The 16,705-nt window shown below is 68.8% G+C and carries 15 protein-coding genes; 5 read left to right on the top strand and 10 right to left on the bottom strand.

Features of this window, described 5'->3' with window-relative positions; translation table 11 throughout:
• Window positions 1–71 precede the first annotated feature (71 nt).
• Window positions 72–1,550, top strand: coding sequence for a flavin-containing monooxygenase (locus ACFCV3_RS29335; RefSeq protein ID WP_376035263.1), 1,479 nt, complete (start codon window positions 72–74; stop codon window positions 1,548–1,550).
• Here the strand turns inward: ACFCV3_RS29335 and ACFCV3_RS29330 are convergent.
• Window positions 1,495–2,649: a citrate/2-methylcitrate synthase gene (locus tag ACFCV3_RS29330; RefSeq protein ID WP_376035261.1), complete on the bottom strand. Its 1,155-nt coding sequence runs from the start codon at window positions 2,647–2,649 to the stop codon at window positions 1,495–1,497. The genes ACFCV3_RS29335 and ACFCV3_RS29330 overlap by 56 nt on opposite strands.
• Window positions 2,650–2,722: 73 nt before the next feature.
• On the opposite strand from ACFCV3_RS29330, the gene ACFCV3_RS29325 reads away from it, so the two are divergent.
• Window positions 2,723–3,904: a citrate/2-methylcitrate synthase gene (locus ACFCV3_RS29325; protein ID WP_376035259.1), complete on the top strand. Its 1,182-nt coding sequence runs from the start codon at window positions 2,723–2,725 to the stop codon at window positions 3,902–3,904.
• Between the two features lie 531 nt (window positions 3,905–4,435).
• Here ACFCV3_RS29325 and ACFCV3_RS29320 read toward each other — a convergent pair.
• Complete coding sequence (locus ACFCV3_RS29320) at window positions 4,436–5,323, bottom strand: MurR/RpiR family transcriptional regulator (protein ID WP_376035257.1); 888 nt, start codon at window positions 5,321–5,323, stop codon at window positions 4,436–4,438.
• Between the two features lie 101 nt (window positions 5,324–5,424).
• Between ACFCV3_RS29320 and ACFCV3_RS29315 the strand changes: the two genes are divergently transcribed.
• Entirely contained in the window at window positions 5,425–7,008 is a 1,584-nt protein-coding gene (locus ACFCV3_RS29315; protein WP_376035255.1) for a DUF5722 domain-containing protein, read from the top strand.
• Between the two features lie 2 nt (window positions 7,009–7,010).
• Here ACFCV3_RS29315 and ACFCV3_RS29310 read toward each other — a convergent pair whose 3' ends face one another.
• The 4 genes from ACFCV3_RS29310 to ACFCV3_RS29295 all read right to left on the bottom strand — a co-directional run bounded on the left by ACFCV3_RS29310 (window position 7,011) and on the right by ACFCV3_RS29295 (window position 11,978).
• On the bottom strand, window positions 7,011–7,946 hold the full coding sequence (locus tag ACFCV3_RS29310) for a co-chaperone YbbN (RefSeq protein WP_376035253.1): 936 nt from the start codon (window positions 7,944–7,946) through the stop codon (window positions 7,011–7,013).
• Between the two features lie 76 nt (window positions 7,947–8,022).
• A complete protein-coding gene (locus tag ACFCV3_RS29305) occupies window positions 8,023–9,813 on the bottom strand; it encodes an NAD-binding protein (protein WP_376035251.1) in 1,791 nt (596 codons plus the stop codon).
• Window positions 9,734–11,407, bottom strand: coding sequence for a methylmalonyl-CoA mutase (locus ACFCV3_RS29300; RefSeq protein ID WP_376035249.1), 1,674 nt, complete (start codon window positions 11,405–11,407; stop codon window positions 9,734–9,736). Before ACFCV3_RS29300 ends, ACFCV3_RS29305 begins: the two co-directional genes overlap by 80 nt.
• A 67-nt stretch (window positions 11,408–11,474) precedes the next feature.
• Entirely contained in the window at window positions 11,475–11,978 is a 504-nt protein-coding gene (locus ACFCV3_RS29295) for a MarR family winged helix-turn-helix transcriptional regulator (RefSeq protein ID WP_376035247.1), read from the bottom strand.
• A 44-nt stretch (window positions 11,979–12,022) separates the two neighbouring features.
• Here ACFCV3_RS29295 and ACFCV3_RS29290 point away from each other — a divergent pair, with 44 nt between their 5' ends.
• Entirely contained in the window at window positions 12,023–12,763 is a 741-nt protein-coding gene (locus ACFCV3_RS29290; RefSeq protein ID WP_376035246.1) for a maleylpyruvate isomerase family mycothiol-dependent enzyme, read from the top strand.
• 19 nt (window positions 12,764–12,782) lie between these two features.
• On the opposite strand, the gene ACFCV3_RS29285 is transcribed toward ACFCV3_RS29290, so the two are convergent.
• The 4 genes from ACFCV3_RS29285 to ACFCV3_RS29270 form a co-directional block, all read right to left on the bottom strand.
• Entirely contained in the window at window positions 12,783–13,490 is a 708-nt protein-coding gene (locus ACFCV3_RS29285) for a PH domain-containing protein (protein ID WP_376035244.1), read from the bottom strand.
• Between the two features lie 87 nt (window positions 13,491–13,577).
• Window positions 13,578–13,736: a hypothetical protein gene (locus ACFCV3_RS29280; RefSeq protein WP_165952664.1), complete on the bottom strand. Its 159-nt coding sequence runs from the start codon at window positions 13,734–13,736 to the stop codon at window positions 13,578–13,580.
• Window positions 13,737–14,026: 290 nt separating this feature from the next.
• Window positions 14,027–14,983 carry a methylmalonyl Co-A mutase-associated GTPase MeaB gene (gene meaB, locus ACFCV3_RS29275; protein ID WP_376035242.1) on the bottom strand — a complete coding sequence of 319 codons (957 nt, stop codon included), beginning with the start codon at window positions 14,981–14,983 and terminating at the stop codon, window positions 14,027–14,029.
• The gene (locus ACFCV3_RS29270) at window positions 14,983–16,176 is read right to left on the bottom strand and encodes an acetyl-CoA C-acetyltransferase (RefSeq protein ID WP_376035240.1); all 1,194 of its coding nucleotides are present in this window, start codon (window positions 16,174–16,176) and stop codon (window positions 14,983–14,985) included. The genes meaB and ACFCV3_RS29270 overlap by 1 nt, the downstream gene beginning before the upstream one ends.
• A 93-nt stretch (window positions 16,177–16,269) precedes the next feature.
• Between ACFCV3_RS29270 and mce the strand changes: the two genes are divergently transcribed.
• On the top strand, window positions 16,270–16,686 hold the full coding sequence (gene mce, locus ACFCV3_RS29265; RefSeq protein WP_376035238.1) for a methylmalonyl-CoA epimerase: 417 nt from the start codon (window positions 16,270–16,272) through the stop codon (window positions 16,684–16,686).
• Window positions 16,687–16,705 lie beyond the last annotated feature (19 nt).

Here is a 16,705-nt window from a genome sequence, read left to right as displayed (position 1 = left end):
CAGCACCGCACGATGATTTTCGCGCTACTGTTGAGTGGCTGCTCAACAAGCCGTCCGCCCAGGAGGAATGCATGGAGCACTTCGACGTCCTGATCGTCGGTGCCGGTCTGTCCGGCGTCGGTGCGGCCTACCGGCTGCAGACCCAGTCGCCGGACCGCTCGTACGCGATCCTCGAGTCCCGGGACGCGATCGGCGGGACGTGGGACCTGTTCCGCTACCCAGGGATCCGGTCGGACTCGGACATGTTCACGCTCGGCTTCCCCTTCCACTCGTGGGACGGGAAGGCGATCGCGGACGGGCACGACATCCGGAAGTACGTGAACGAGACGGCGTCGGCGTACGGCATCGACAAGCACATCCGGTTCGGGCAGCGCGTCCTGCGCGCCTCCTGGTCGTCCGAGACCGCGCAGTGGACGGTCGAGACGGACGACTCGTCGTACACGTGTTCCTTCCTCTACTCGTGCACCGGGTACTACGACTACGAGGAGGGGTACGTCGTCGACTTCCCGGGGCAGGCTGAGTTCCAGGGCGACGTGGTGCATCCGCAGCACTGGCCGGCGGACCTGGACTACGCCGGCAAACGCGTGGTGATCATCGGCAGCGGCGCGACCGCCGTCACGCTCGTCCCGGCGATGGCAGACACCGCGGCCCACGTCACGATGCTGCAGCGCACGCCGAGCTACGTCGCCTCCCGGCCGGCCTCCGATGCGTTCGCCAATCGCGTCCGCGGGCTGCTGCCGGACAAGCTCGCGCACCGCGTGGTCCGCACGAAGAACATCGCGATGAGCACGCTGACCTACAACGCGCTCCGCAAGTTCCCCGCCCACGCAGCCTGGCTGCTCAACAGCATGGCGGCCAAGCAGCTGCCCGAATCGATCCCCGTCGACCCGCACTTCACGCCGCGCTACAAGCCGTGGGACCAGCGGCTCTGCCTGGTTCCGGACTCCGACCTGTTCCGCGCATTGCGCAAGGGGACTGCTTCGGTGGTGACCGACGAGATCGAGCGGTTCACACCCACCGGCCTGCTGCTCAAATCCGGCGCAGAGCTGGAGGCCGACGTCGTGGTCACGGCGACCGGACTGAAGATGGTTGCCCTCGGCAAGATCGAACTCACCGTCGACGGCCGGCCGGTCCCGGTCAGCGAGACCTTCGTCTACAAGGGGCTGATGCTGAGCGGCGTACCCAACCTGGCCTGGTGCGTCGGCTACACCAACAACTCCTGGACGCTGCGCTCCGACCTGAGCTCGCAGTTCGTCGCCCGCCTGCTCAACCACCTGCGCGAGACCGGCACCGACATCTGCCTGCCGGAGATCGACCCCACCGAGTACGACGCTCCCCGCCGCCCCGTCGTCGACCTGTCCTCGGGCTACATCCAGCGAGCCGCCGGCATCCTCCCCCGCCAGGGCCCCAACGGCCCCTGGCGGCTACGCCAGAACTACCCGCGGGACCTGCTGATGTTCCGCTTCGGTTCCATCGAGGACGGCGTACTGAAGTTCACCCGACGGGAGCAGGCGGCGGCGGGCCGACGTACTGCGCACTCGGGCGGATGATCTTGGGGTCGGCGGCTTGTTCGAGGATGTTGGCGGACCAGCCGATCACCCGGCTGACGGCGAACGTCGGGGTGAACATGGCGCGCGGGATGCCGCAGAGCTCCATCACCACGCCGGCGTAGAACTCGACGTTCGCGTAGAGGTTGCGGCCGGGCTTGAGCTCGGCCAGTACGTCGACGATCCGCTGCTCGACCGTGGTGGCGAAATCGACGAGGTCGCCGCCGGGGCCTTGGCTGAGCGGGCCGCGGGCGATGTCGCGCAGCATGAGCGAGCGGGGGTCCTCGGTGCGGTAGACGGCGTGGCCGAAGCCCATGATGCGGTCGCCGGCCTCGACCTTCGCGCGGACCCAGGCGTCGATGCGGTCCGGCGTACCGATCTCGTCGAGGCTGGCCAGCGCGCGGTCGGGAGCACCGCCGTGCAGTGGGCCGGAGAAGGCGCCGATCGCTCCGGCGACGGCCGACACCAGGTCGGCGCCGGTCGACGTGATGACGCGGGCGGTGAACGTTGAGGCATTGAATCCATGGTCGACGGTGGCGATCAAGTAGTGCTCGATCGCGGACGCTTCGACGGCAGTCGGCACCTTGCCGGTGACCAGGTAGAGCCAGTTGGCAGCCGCGGTCAGGTCCGCGCGGGGGTCGAGGGGTTGCTGACCTTCGCGGAGCCGGTAGAGCGCAGCGAGGATGGTCGGGGTGGCCGCGCAGACGAGCATCGCGTCCGCTTTCCGGCGAGCCGGGTCGGCATCCCACAGCGGCGGCAGATTCTTGGTGGCCGCGAGGACGGAAAGGGCGGTTCGGAGGCCGGCCAGGGGGTTGAATACAGGCCCGGCGGCGGCGATGGCGGGGAGTACTGCGCGGACCTCCTCCGGCAGGACCCGCAGCGGCGCGAGGTCGGCGATGAACTGGCCACGTTCGGCGTCGTTCGGCAGGTGGCCCTCGAAGAGCAGGAACCAGACGTCTTCCAGCGTTTTCGACTTGGCGAGGTCGACCGCCGAGTACTGCCGGTAGTGGTAGAACCCTTCGTCACCGCGGACATCGCCGAGGGTCGTCTCGGTGACGACGACATTGCGGAGACCGGGCGGAACATTGATCGTCGTTGACATGAGTTCAGGGTTGATTCGCAATCAAGTATTGTCAATGTTGATCCAGTCAACATGAGTGCATGATGGAGCGTGGATGCCGGCCGAAGGTGACGAGAATTACCTGACCACTGCCCAGGTCGCCCGTCGGCTCCGGGTGAAACCGGAGACCGTCTACGCCTACGTCAGCCGCGGCCTGCTCACCAGCGTCCGCGCCCGCGGCCGCCGCGGCAGCCTCTTCGCAGCAGCCGATATCGAGCGGCTGGCGAGCCGATCGGTAGAACACTCCGGCGTCGTCGAGGAGACCGAGTCCGCCCTCACCCTGCTCAGCGGCGACGAGCTCTACTACCGCGGCCGCTCCGTCCGCGACCTCGCAACCTCCGCCTCGGCCGAGTCAGTCGCCCACCTCCTCTGGACCGGCGAACTCATCGAACAGCCACCGTTCCCAATCCACCGCCCCTCGGTGGACCTGGCCCGAGCCGCCATGGACGTCCTCCCACCCACCGCGCGCCTCACCGACAAACTCCGAGTAGCTGTTGCCGCGCTAGGCGCCGCGGACCCGCTCCGCTTCGACCTGCAGCCCGCCGCCATCACCACCGCAGCCCGCACTCTCCTAGGCACCCTCATCACCGCCCTCCCCGGCCCCACAACCTCACGAGACGCCTCCCCCGGCACCCGCCTCTGGCCCAAACTCGTCACCACCGAGCCGTCCACCCAACCACCACGTCCCGAGCTGATCGACGCCGTACTCATCCTCCTCGCCGACCACGGCCTAGCCGTCTCCACCGTGGCAGCACGTGTGGCGGCAAGCGCCCGGGCCAACCTGTACGCCGTGGTGTCCGCGGGCCTCGGCGCCCTGGACGGGCAGTACCACGGCGCGGCGCCGACGCTGGCCTACGAGTTCCTGCAGCGCGCGAAGACCGACCCCCTGGCCGCTCTGTCCGACAACCTCCGCGCCGGCACCCCAGTCCCCGGCTTCGGCCACAAGATCTACCGCAAACGCGACCCCCGAGCCGAGGTCTTGTTCGAACTGCTCGGCGACGAGCCGATCATGCAGGTCGTCCGCACCATCGCCACCCGCACCAAGTCCTTCCCCAACAGCGACCTCGCGCTCGCCGCCGTCATGCACACCCACAACCTCCGCCCCGACGCCGGCGAAGCCCTCTTCGCCCTGGCCCGCATCACCGGCTGGACCGCCCACGCCCTGGAGGAGTACGCCGCCCCCGCGCTCCGCTTCCGAGCCCCCGGCATCTACACCGGCGAACCCACCCCCGACTGAGGTTTGCCGGAGCAGGTGGTCAACCCCACCCGTGCACGCTCTTCCTGACGCCGTGGTGTTGCCCGCCCATGCCCCGGTGGGTGGTGACTCGCCGCAGGCAAGTGACCGTCGCCATCCCGCGGCGCGCCTCGCGCAAGCAACCGCAGGTCACACTGGTTCGCGCTCGGCCCCTCAGGCCAGGAGTTCGGCGCCGCGTTGCGCACCACGGCGGCCCGAGTCACCTGACCCAAACCGTGGCCTTGAACAACCGGCGGGGGCTTTGAACAAAGCAATAACCTGTCCCGGCCCACCACATCCTGTTCAAAGCCCCCCAGTCCTGGCTCACGCCCGACTGTCGCTGGGGGATCCTCGGATGGCCGCTCGTCAACGGCAAGGGCATGGGCAGGACCTGGGCGGGCGGGGGGGGCGGGGTCGGCCATCGCGAGCGGCACCCCAGACCGGGGGGAGTCAGATGCCCGCGGCGGGCAACCAGCTGCCGGCCGAGTGGGCAACACCACTCGCGCCACGAAAGAGGTGCACGGGTGGGGTCTATCACCTTGTCTGGAGGCGGTGGGTGGCGACGGCGACGGCGGTGATGTCGAAGGCTTGGGAGGAGAGGGGGTAGTCGCGTTGGGCTACGCCTAGGTAGAGGGCGTCCAGGACGATCATCTGGGCGTGGCGGCCGGCTAGGGCGCCGGAGCGGAAGGTGATGTCGCGGGCGGCGGTGACCAGGGTGATGTCGGCGGCCTGGGCGAGGGGGGAGCGGGGGTAGTTGGTGAGGGCTACGGTGGTGGCGCCTTGGGCGGCGGCTCGGGTCAGGGGTTCGACCACCTCGATGGTTTCGCCGCTGTGGGAGACACCGACTGCGACGTCGCCGGGGCCGAGGAGGGCGGCGCTGGTGAGGGCGTTGTGGACGTCGCTCCAGCTGTTCGCGCCGCGGCCGATCCGGTGCAGGCGGAGGCGCAGTTCTTCGGCGACCGCGGCTGACCCGGAGACGGCGTACAGGTCGATGCGGCGGGCGTCGGAGATTGCTTGCACCGCGCGGCCGAGTGCGGACACGTCGAGGGCTGCGACGGTGTCCTCGAGGGCTTGGGTGTCGGCGCGGAGCAGGGTGCGCAGGACATCGTCGAGGGAGTCGTCGGGGCCGACCTCGGCGCCGGTACCGCGCTCCCAGCTCAAGCTGCTGCGGCCGGTCTCGGCAGCGAGGCTCAGCCGCAGCTCGGCGTACCCGGACAGGCCGAGGGCGAGGCAGAAGCGAGTCACGCTTGGCAGCGACGTACCGCAGCGGCCCGCGAGCTGACCGATCGTCGATGACGCGACGCCGCTCGGATCGCGCAGTACCTCGGCCGCGATCCGACTCTGGGCCGGGCTGAGTGCCGGCAGCAGTCCCCGGATCCGCACTTCGAGGCTCGGCGGTGGTGAGGCAGCAGCAACACTCATGTGAATTATTCTCAGACCAGTACGGCGGGGATTGCAAGAGTTCACTTCAGCTGAGATCGCAAGGCTCGACGCGGACCGCCCACAGCCGCCATCGTCACCTCATGCAGCTTCGCCGTCTCGCCATCGCCCTCGTGACCGTCGCCGCGCTCGCCGCCCAACCACTCAGCGCACCGGCGGCCCCAGCCGTAGCGGACGCAGCGCAGGGTCTCCCCTACCCCGCCCGCGACGCGTACCGGATCAAGGCGATCCAGCCCGACTTCTGGGCCAACCCACAGGAGATCGCCGGCAACAACACCGGCGGTGTCGCGATGAACCTGGTCTGGGCCGCGTGGGAGCAGACCAGCAAACCCGCGCCCTGTTCAGCCGCAGAGCAGGAGTACGACGGCCGCTGCTTCACCGTGGACCCGGCCGTCGACGCGGCGATCAAGGACTGGACCGACCGCGGCGTGATCGTCACCTCGGTCGTCTACGGCACCCCCGCCTGGGCCCGGGCCGGCAAGCCCTGCTCCCCTGCCGCGCCTGGGTTCGAGATCTTCTGTACGCCGAACAACCCCGCCGACTTCGGCCGGTTCGCCGGGATGATCGCGCAACGGTACGACGGCCAGCACGGTCACGGCCGGATCGCGGATTTCGTGATCGGCAACGAGGTGAACAGCAACAACTGGTTCGACATCGGCTGTGGTCAGGGCACGGCCTGCGACAAGAACCGGTGGCTGGACGAGATCGCCGGCAACTACAACGCGGCGTACGACCGGATCGTCGCGGAGCAATCGGCGGCGAAGGTACTCACCTCGATCGACCACCAGTTCGGGACCGAGCTCGAACGCCCCGCCGCGAGCGAGCCCACGCTGGCCGGAATGTCAGTCCTGCAAGGCCTCGCGGCCCGCGTCGGCGCCCGCACCTGGCGGGTCGCGGCGCACCCCTATGCCAAGGATCTGCGCAGTGATGTGGTCGGCCCCGACGACTACCCGTACGTGACCCACGGCAACGTCGGCGTCCTGCTCGGCTGGTTGCAGCAGAAGTTCCCGAACAGCCCGGCAGCCACGGAGGTCCAGCTGACCGAGAGCGGGGTGAACTCGCTGTCGCCGTCCTCGCCGGCCAAGCAGGCGGCTGCGGTCTGCAACGTGTTCCGCAACGTCCTCGGTACGCCGGGCATCGTGAACTTCGTCTACCACCGGCTGGTCGATCATCCCGACGAGACCGCGGCCGGGCTGGCCCTCGGCCTGCGCAACACCAACGGCTCGGCCAAGCCGGCCTGGTCGACGTGGGCTCTGGCCAACCGCAACGACCTCAACCCACCGCAGCTCAGCTGCGGCTTCGAGAAGTTGCCCTACACAACATTGACTCGCGGCTACCATCCGAGCCGCGGCCACTGGGCGTCGTCCCGGCTGCTGCCGAGCGGATTCGCGGCCGAAGGCACCTGGAGGTTGCTCCGCGAGCCCGCACCAGGCACTGCCCGGTTGTACGAGTGCCAGGTCGGCGGGCACAACCTGCTGACCCTCGATTCAGGATGCGAAGGCCTTCGCGCTCTCGGCCCGGTCGGCTACGTGCTCACGTCGTCCGCGCCGGGCGCGGTGCCGATCTACCGCTGCTACATCCCGGGAAACGGGGATCACTTCATCTCCCGGGATTCCGCCTGCGAAGGCCAGCGCACCGAACAACTACTGGGCTACTCAGCGCCCTGAGCTCAGAACAGCGCAGCCATCAACCGGCGCCGAGCCTTGCCGACACGCTCGTCCTCGGCGCCGACGACGTCGAACAGCTCCAGCAGATGCAGGCGGACGGTGTTGCGCTCGTCCCCTGCGGTCGTCTGGATCACGGTGATCAACCGGCTGAAGGCGTCCTCGATGTGACCGCCCATCAGATCGACATCGGCGACCAGCATCTGCGCCTCGATGTCACCCGGGTTGTCGGCCGCGCGGGTGCGGATGTCGGCCGGCGCCTCCTGGGTCCGCTTCACCAGCTGAACCCGGGCCAGACCCGACTTCGCCTCGGCGTCGTTCGGCGTCTCCTTGATCAGCTCCTCGTACGCCGCGATCGCGCCCTCGAGGTCACCAGCGCCGACCGCGTCCTCCGCCTTCGCGTAGCGCGGGTTCGGAGCGTCCTCCTCTGCCTCGGCCGGGGCCTCCGCGGCCGGTCCGACCGGCTCGGCCCGGCCGGTGACACCGTTCGCCACGGCCACGGTGAGCAGCTGGTCGAGGTACTGCCGGGCCTCGGCCTCGCCGAGCGGGCCCTGGAACAGCGGCACGACCTGCCCACGCAGTACGGCGATGACCAGCGGCACCGACTGCACACCGACTGCCTGAGCCAGCTGCGGGTTCGCGTCGATGTCGATCCGGGCCAGCACGAACTTGCCGGCGTACTCGGTCGACAGCTTGACCAGGACCTGGCCGAGCTCGGCCGAACCCGGCGCGCGCGGCGACCAGAACTCGACCACCACCGGCACCTGCAGGGACCGCTCGATCACGTCGCTCTGGAACGTCGGCTCGCTGACGTTCAGCACGTACGACCCACCGGCTGAACCCCCAGCGGCAGCTGGTGCGCCGCTGGCCGGCGCACCTGCAGGCTTCCGCAGAGCCGACAGATCGATCGCCCCGGGACGGGAGAAGTTGGACTGACTCACCACTGCCCTCGCATTCCGCTCGCGCCCATCGGGCGCCCACCGCGTACCTTCACAGGTCTATCCTCTCCGACGCTACTCAAGCGTTGGGCGCCCGGGTAGCCAGGAGTAGCCGAGCCAGCCCGCTCCGGGTACCTGCGACCGCGATCCGATCGCCGCCACGGAGCAGTCCGTCGTACGCCGGGGTCCAGTCCCAAGGGTCGGTTGCGCGCTTGTGCGCCAGCACCCGGAGACCGCCTGCCTCGTCCAGCTCACCGAGCCGCCGGTCGACCGCGACCGAACCCGGCTCGACCGCCACTTCGGTCAGCAGCAGGACACGCCGGCCGGCCGGCACCGTCACCTGGCTGCGCCGGTTCGCCGCCGCGGCCGCGATCGCCGGGGCGACCAGCATCGACACCGAGCGGCTGTGCCCGAGGCCGAGCCGCCGCTCGACCCGCTGGGCCAGGTCATGGTCGAACATCCGCATCGTGATCCGGGCATCCGGGTTCAGGTCCCGGACCACCATCGCGGACTCGAGATTGGTGATGTCGCCATCGGTCAGTGCCAGCACCGACTGCGCGCGCTGGACACCGGCCGATCGCAGCGTCTCTTCGTTGCTGCTGTCCCCGATCACGACCGGGATCCGCAACCGGTGCGCAGTCTGTACGCCGGGCGCGTCCTCGTCGTGCTCGACCCCGACCACCGCGACCCCACGCTCGGACAGGATCTCCAGCACCCGGGCGCCGACCGTACCGAGGCCGCAGACGACCACATGGTTGCGCGGCCGGCCGCGGACACCACCGATCACCCGGGTCAGTCGCGCCCCGATCAGCGAGTCGACGATCACCGCGGTCAGCAAGGCCATCAGCACGATGCCGGTCAGCTGCACGAGCACGCCCGCGACCTTCGCCCAGGGCGCCGCCTCGGAGAACTTGTCGTCCTCGATCCCGGCCGACGTCACTGCGCCGGCGACCAGGTAGAGAGCACGCAGCCAGTCCATCTTCCCGATGTAGTGCGTGAGAACAGTTCCGATGATCACCAGGAACGCCATCACGGCCGCGATCCGCCGGACCCGGCGATCGAGCACGTCTCGCAGAGCCATCAGCCACCCGGCCCGCCGTACGTCGCGGGTCCGCCAGACGGTCCTGATCCCGGTCCCGAGCACGATGTCGCCGCTCGGATCGGCACTCGCCATCGGCAGCAGCTCCGGCGTTGCGGACGAGGTCGTGTCGGCCAGCACGGTCAGATGCGGCTCACGGATCAGCTCGGCCTGGCCGGCGACCAGCCGCCGGCCGCCGATCTCGAGCCAGGTGAGCTCGTCGTCCTCCAGCGCATCCGCCACGAACGCGGGCGCGGCCAGCGACGGTCCGGAGATGACCACGCAGTCGCCCAGCAGACTGTGCAACTGCTTGCCCAGCCGCGGGTTGACCATCTGGACAATGATCCGCAGCCCCGGATCCATGTCGCGCACGGTCAGCGCGGTGTGCACGTTGTGGACGTCGTCGGTGTCCAGCAGCACGAGGGCCCGCGCAGTCGACGGCACCCCGTCCTTCCCGTCGATCCCGGCCCGGCGCAGCAACGACTCGCTGATCACCCGGACGCCCATCACGTGCGCGCCCAGCTCGCTGATCCGGTCGTAGTGCCGCGAGGCCGGGTTGACGATCGCCACCACCTGCTCGCCCGAGCTCACCAGCTCGGTGACAACCCGCAGCATCGTGCGGTCCGAACCACACACGATGACGGCCCGCCCATCGGGTGGGCCGGCCGCCGCCTGGATCCGCGCAGTAGTGCTGGGCTCTGCCGGTCCCTCGTCAGAAGCGGGCGGGCTCTCGGTACTCGCCCCACTCGTCCCGAAGAACGTGACAGATTTCCCCCATCGTGGCCTCCGCACGCGCCGCCTCCAGCATGGGCTCGATCAGGTTGCCAGTCCCCCTGGCCGCTTCGACAAGAGCCGCCAGCGTACGCCGTACCAGGTCCTCGTCGCGCTCGGACTTGCGCGCCGCGAGCACCCGGCACTGCTCGATCTCGACCTCGTGGCTGACCCGGAGGATCTCCAGCCCGCCCGAAACGGTGTCGGTGTGCGTGTTCACGCCGACGATCTTCTTCTCGCCCTTCTCGAGTTTCTGCTGGTACTCGAAGGCCGCGTCGGCGATCTCGGCCATGAACCAGCCGTCCTCGATCCCGCGCAGGATGCCCCCGGTCATCGTGCCGTCCGGGCTCATCTCCTTGATCCGCGCGAAGATCTCCTCGGCCTCGGCCTCGATCTTGTCGGTGAGCGCCTCGACGTACCACGAGCCGCCGAGCGGGTCGGCGACATTCGTGACGCCGATCTCCTCCATCAGCACCGACTGCGTGCGCAGCGCGATCTCGGCCGACTGGTCGGTCGGCAGCGCCAGCGTCTCGTCGAGCGCGTTGGTGTGCAGCGAGTTCGTGCCGCCGAGGACGGCAGCAAGAGCCTCGACAGCAGTCCGTACGACGTTCAGGGTCGGCTGCTGGGCCGTCAGCGAAACGCCTGCGGTCTGGGTGTGGAAGCGCAGCCACTGGGCCTTGTCGGTCTTGGCGCCGTAGACGTCGCGCATCCAGCGGGCCCAGATCCGGCGGCTCGCGCGGAACTTCGCGATCTCCTCGAAGAAGTCCAGGTGGCTGTCGAAGAAGAACGACAGACCGGGCGCGAACACGTCGACGTCGAGACCACGGTCGAGGCCGAGCTCGACGTACCCGAAGCCGTCGGCCAGCGTGTACGCAAGCTCCTGGCCGGCCGTCGATCCGGCCTCGCGGATGTGGTAGCCGGAGACACTGAGCGGCTTGTACGCCGGGATGCCGGCCGCGCAGTACTCCATCAGGTCACCGATCAGGCGCAGGTGCGGTTCCGGCGGGAACAGCCACTCCTTCTGCGCGATGTACTCCTTGAAGATGTCGGTCTGCAGGGTCCCGTTGAGCTTCGAGATGTCCGCGCCCTGCCGCTCGGCGGCGACCAGGTACATCACGAAGGCCGGTACGGCGGGGCCGGAGATCGTCATCGAGGTCGTGACGTCCTGCAGCGGAATGTCCTTGAACAGCCGCTCCATGTCGACGGCCGAATCGATCGCGACGCCGCAGTGGCCGACCTCGCCGAGCGCCTTCGGATCGTCGGAGTCACGGCCCATCAGCGTCGGCATGTCGAAGGCGACGGACAGGCCGCCACCGCCGCCGTTCAGGATCATCTTGTAGCGCTCGTTGGTCTGCTCGGCGTTACCGAACCCGGCGAACTGCCGGATCGTCCACGGCTTGCCGCGGAACCCGGTCGCGTGCAGACCGCGGGTGAACGGGAACTCGCCCGGCCAGCCGATCCGCTCCATCCGCGGGTCGTCGTGTCCCTCCGGCGGGCCGTACACAGGCTCGACCTCGGTGCCGGAGAGCGTGGTGAAGTCCGCCTCCCGCTTCCGGGCGGCGTCGTACCGCTGCTGCCACCGGCTGCGGCCGGCTGCGATCTCCTCGGCATCCATGCTCTCAAAATACTTGGACGTCCAACTATTTCCAACCGCAGCGGCGTGGCAACTCCGTGAACAACGCCTAGCTGAAGTCGCCGGCGGTCCGGCGGAGCGGCTCGAGGACCGACCAGAGCATCGTCAGCTGCTCGTCGGTCAGGCCCTTCAGCGCGAAGTCGGCGGCGACCAGATCGGCGGTCGCGCGCTCGACGAGATCGCGTCCGTCCTGGGTGATCTCACAGAGCACCGCGCGGCCGTCGTCCGGGTGTGGCGTGCGCGTCACCAGGCCGGCCGCCTCCAGGCGGCGGACGATCGACGTCACCGAGGTCGGGTGCACCTGCAGGCGCTCACCCATCTTCCCCAGCGGCAGCGACCCGCGCCGGGAGAACGTCAGCAGCACCAGCGCCTCGAACCGCGCGAAGGTCAGCCCGTGCTTGCGGAGGATGTCGTCGAGCTCGCCGATCACGATCTGCTGGGCCCGCATCAACGACGTGACAGCCCGCATCTGCTCGACCGCACCCCACCGCTGTCCCCACTGCCGCGACGCCTCGTCGATCGGATCGAACGGCAACGCCCGTCTCCTCGCCATGAACCGAAGAGTAACTGTCGGTGGCCTGTGGAAGGGTCAAGGGCATGGGATTGTCAGCGGAGTACTACCTGGATCAGCTCGCCACCGAGTCCGCCCGGCTGCGCGAGGTCGCCGAGCTCGGCCTGGACGCGCCGGTGCCGAGTTGCCCGGGCTGGACGGTCGACACCGTCGTCAGTCATGTCGCTCAGGTGTACCTGCACAAGGTCGAGGTGCTCAGACTCGGCGCCTTACCGAAACCCTGGCCGCCGGAGGGGATCGACGAGCGCGACACCCTCGAGCTGTACGACGAGGCTGCCCTGGCAATCGTGGCTGCGCTGACGCAGGCCGGGACCACGCAGCAGACCTGGACCTTCAACCCCAGGGACAGTACGTCGGGGTTCTGGTACCGGCGGATGGCGCTGGAGACTGTCGTGCACCGGGTCGACGCCGAGCTGGCGCATGACGTGGTCACGCCGATCGCGGCCGAGTTGGCCCTGGACGGGATCGACGAGCTGCTGTTCCCGAGCCTCGGTGGCCCCTGGTGGGACGAGAGCTGGACCAAGCACCCGATCGACGCCACCGTCCGGATCACCGCCGAGGGCCGATCCTGGACCGTCCGCGCCGACGCCACCAGCGTCACCGTCCTGCAGGGCGCCGAGGGCGACGCGGACGCGGAGATCTTCGGCGACCCGGGCGCCGTCTATCTCTGGCTGTTCGGCCGCACGAGCGACGACGCCGTCGGGTTCACCGGCTCCGAGGACGTCGTCCGCGAGTTCCGCGGCCGCCTGTCCGAAGCGACGCAGTAGCAGCCCTTCAGCGAGCAGCTCAGTCGTCGGTCCAGTTGCCGCGATCGCTGTTGAAGATCGACTTCGAGGCGGGCGCGGAGGTCGGGGCCGGGCGGGAGTGGTGAGCCGGCGCGGTGGTCGTGGTGGTGACCTCCTGGGCCGAGTCCATCCCGATCGGACCGGTGCCGTCGTCGTCGGAGTCCTCGTCGCTCTGGACGACGTCGACGCTGGCGGAGGCGCGCAGGCCGGTGCGCTGGATGACGCGCTGGATGGTCAGGTCCCGGTCGTCGGGACGACTGACCCACTTGATCTCGCGGAAGCCCTGGTCCTGCGCGGCGGACTCGAAGATGAAGTGGCCGTAGCCGAGCATCCGGCCGATGATCGGCTTCTGCAGGGTGATGTCGAGGACCCGCGCGATCGGGGTGGTCGCGACGGTCTGGGAGAAGACGCCGCGGATCCGCATCACGCGCATGTTGGTGACCACGAAGCGGTCGCGGTGATGGGTCAGGAAGTTCCAGAAGGCGTGCGTGAGGAGCACCAGGCAGATCGCGAGCAGCACCGGCTGACCGCCGATCGGCGTGGTCACCATCGCGACCAGCAAGGCCGCCGCGAGCAGGACCTCCAGCATCGGGACCGTGAACACGACCCAGTGCTGCCGAACCTCGTCGATGACGACTTCGCCCTCGTCCGAGATCAGATGGCGCCGTACCTTCGGATCGAACATCCGGAAGAGGCCAATTCCGGCCATCCGCTCACTCCCCTGTCACGCGTCGATGTGACCCCGTAAGGCAAGTGTCCCGCACGATCGCTCGTGACGGGACACTCAGGCGTCAGATCAGTTGAACAGCGCGGTCAGGAACGTGATCACGCTCCCGAACAGATCACCGACGCCGGAGAAGGCGCCCCCCACCGCATCGGCGGCGTTCGTCGGCTGCGTGAACAGATAGAAGCCGGCAAAGGCGATGAGCGACCAGATCAGCAGCTTCTTCGGCATGTCACCACTCCTCGTTCCAAACCACTGGGTCGACTGTGTTTGTATCACGGACCGTCACTAATTGTCACTGACTGAACACAGCCCACCGCACAATGCTCACCAGCTACAAGCTCCATTGTGTAACGGATCCGGGGGCATGGCAGCAATCGGCGCGCCGCCGTGAGACGTGGATCGCAGACCGTGACCGAATAGTGGCACATTTGCCCGAATACGGGACAGTAGGGGTAACTTCGATCCCGATTACACGGTGTGACAGACCATGACGGACTGTCGCACGAGCGAGACCTAAATCACAGGGCGGCGATCAGCTCGTCGGCCGCGCTGTAGGGATCGGTGTTCCCTTCGGCGACCTTCGCGGCCAGTACGTCGAGCCGCGCGTCGCCATGCAGATGCGCGAACCGGGTCCGCAGCGCGGTCATCGCGATCGCCTCGATCTCGTCGCGGGCCCGGGACCGCCGCCGTTCCTCCAGGACGCCGTTGCCACGCATCCAGGTCAGCCGGTCCTCGATCGCCGTGACGACCTCGTCGACACCTTCGTTGCGGGAGGCCACCGTCTTCAGGATCGGCGGCACCCAGGCACCCTCGGCCCGCTCGGCCAGGGCCAGCATGTGCCGCAGGTCGCGGGTGACGTTCTGGACGCCGTCCCGGTCGGCCTTGTTCACCACGTACAGGTCGCCGACCTCGAGGATGCCGGCCTTGGCCGCCTGGATCCCGTCGCCCATGCCGGGTGCCAGCAGCACGATCGTGGTGTCGGCCATCCCGGCGATCTCCACCTCGGACTGCCCGACCCCGACCGTCTCCACGAACACCACGTCGAACCCGGCCGCGTCCAGCACCCGCAACGCCTGCGGCGTCGACCACGACAGCCCGCCCAGGTGACCGCGGGAGGCCATCGACCGGATGTACACACCCTTGTCGAGGGCATGGTCCTGCATCCGCACCCGGTCGCCCAGCAACGCTCCACCGGAGAACGGCGAAGACGGATCGACCGCCAGGACGGCAACCCGCTTCCCGGTCCCCCGGTACGCCGTGACGAGTGCAGACGTCGACGTCGATTTGCCCACGCCGGGTGAACCGGTGATCCCGACGATGTGCGCATGACCGGCGTACGGGGAGAGCGCGGCCATCACCTCGCGCAGCAGCGGCGACTCGTCCTCGACCAGCGAGATCAGCCGGGCGACGGCCCGGGAGTCACCTTCCCGGGCACGTTCGACCAGCTCGCTTACCGGCGGAGTGCGTCTTGGCATTACTTCTTCGCTACGCGAACGATCAGCGCGTCACCTTGACCGCCACCGCCACACAGCGCCGCGGCACCAACACCGCCACCCCGACGGCCGAGCTCGAGCGCCAGGTGCAGCACGAGGCGTGCGCCCGACATCCCGATCGGGTGGCCGACCGCGATCGCGCCGCCGTTCACGTTGACCTTGTCGGCCTCGACCCCCAGCTCACGCGTGGAGGCGATTCCGACGGAGGCGAAGGCCTCGTTGATCTCGATCAGGTCGAGGTCGGACGCCTCGATCCCTTCCTTGCTGCAGGCCTTCTTGATCGCGTTGGCCGGCTGACTCTGCAGGGTCGAGTCCGGCCCGGCGACCGAGCCGTGCGCACCGATCTCGGCGATCCAGGACAGCCCGAGCTCCTCCGCCTTGGCCTTGCTCATCACGACGACAGCGCAACCGCCGTCGGAGATCTGCGAGGCGGACCCGGCGGTGATCGTGCCTTCCTTGCCGAACGCCGGACGCAGTCTGGCCAGCGTCTCGACCGACGTGTCACCACGAACGCCTTCGTCGCTGTCGATCACCAGTGGGTCGCCCTTACGCTGCGGCACCTCGACCGGGACCACCTCGTCGGCGAAGACGCCGTTCTTCCAGGCGGCCGCGGCCAGCTGGTGCGAGCGAGCGCTGAACTCGTCCTGCTCCTCGCGGGTCAGCGCGCCGTTCGCCTGCTCGGTGAGCGCACCCATCGGCTGGTCGGTGAACGCGTCCCAGAGCCCGTCGTACGACATCGAGTCGACCAGCGAGGTGTCGCCGTACTTGAAGCCCTCACGGGACTTCGGCAGCAGGTGCGGCGCGTTCGTCATCGACTCCATCCCGCCGGCGACGACCACGTCGTACTCGCCGGCGCGGATCAGCTGGTCGGCCAGCGCGATCGCGTTCAGGCCGGACAGACAGACCTTGTTGATCGTGATCGCCGGGACGCCCATCGGGATACCGCCCTTGACCGCCGCCTGGCGAGCGGTGATCTGACCGCCGCCGGCCTGCAGGACCTGGCCCATGATCACGTACTCGACCTGGTCCGGCGCGACGCCGGCCTTGTCCAGTGCGCCCTTGATCGCGAACCCACCGAGCTCGGCACCGGTGAACCCCTTGAGGCCGCCCAGCAGCTTCCCGATCGGGGTCCGTGCCCCGGCCACAATGACGCTTTGGTTCCGCGTGTCAGACATGTTTGTCACGATACCTGCGACAGCACTGGTACGCGCCTGTCGAACGGGTCACACGAACGACCTCTTGCCTCGTTTGCCTTCTAGGCTGAAGGGATGGACGAGCTCTTCGAGGCAATCGATCACGTCGGCATCGCCGTCCCCGACTTCGACGCGGCGGTGCGGCACTACGCCGACGTGTTCGGGATGACGGTCACGCACGAGGAGATCAACGAGGAGCAGGGCGTCCGCGAGGCGATGCTCTCGGTCGGCACCTCCGGCTCGTCGATCCAGCTGCTCGCGCCGCTGTCGGACGCGTCGCCGATCGCCAAGTTCCTGGACAAGCGCGGGCCCGGCATCCAGCAGCTGGCCTACCGGGTCCGCGACATCGACCAGGTGTCGGCTGTCCTGCGCGAACGCGGCGCCGAACTCCTGTACGCCGAACCGCGCCGTGGTACCGCCGGATCCCGGGTGAACTTTATTCACCCCAAGTCGGCCGGCGGCGTCCTCGTGGAGCTCGTCGAGCCTGCCTAGTGTTACGGCTCTCCGACAC

Origin of the sequence: Kribbella sp. NPDC056345 (assembly GCF_042262745.1) — a bacterium.
GTDB lineage: Bacteria > Actinomycetota > Actinomycetes > Propionibacteriales > Kribbellaceae > Kribbella.
The sequence above is the reverse complement of the archived record's forward strand: the minus strand, read 5'-3'. Positions and strand labels throughout refer to the sequence as shown.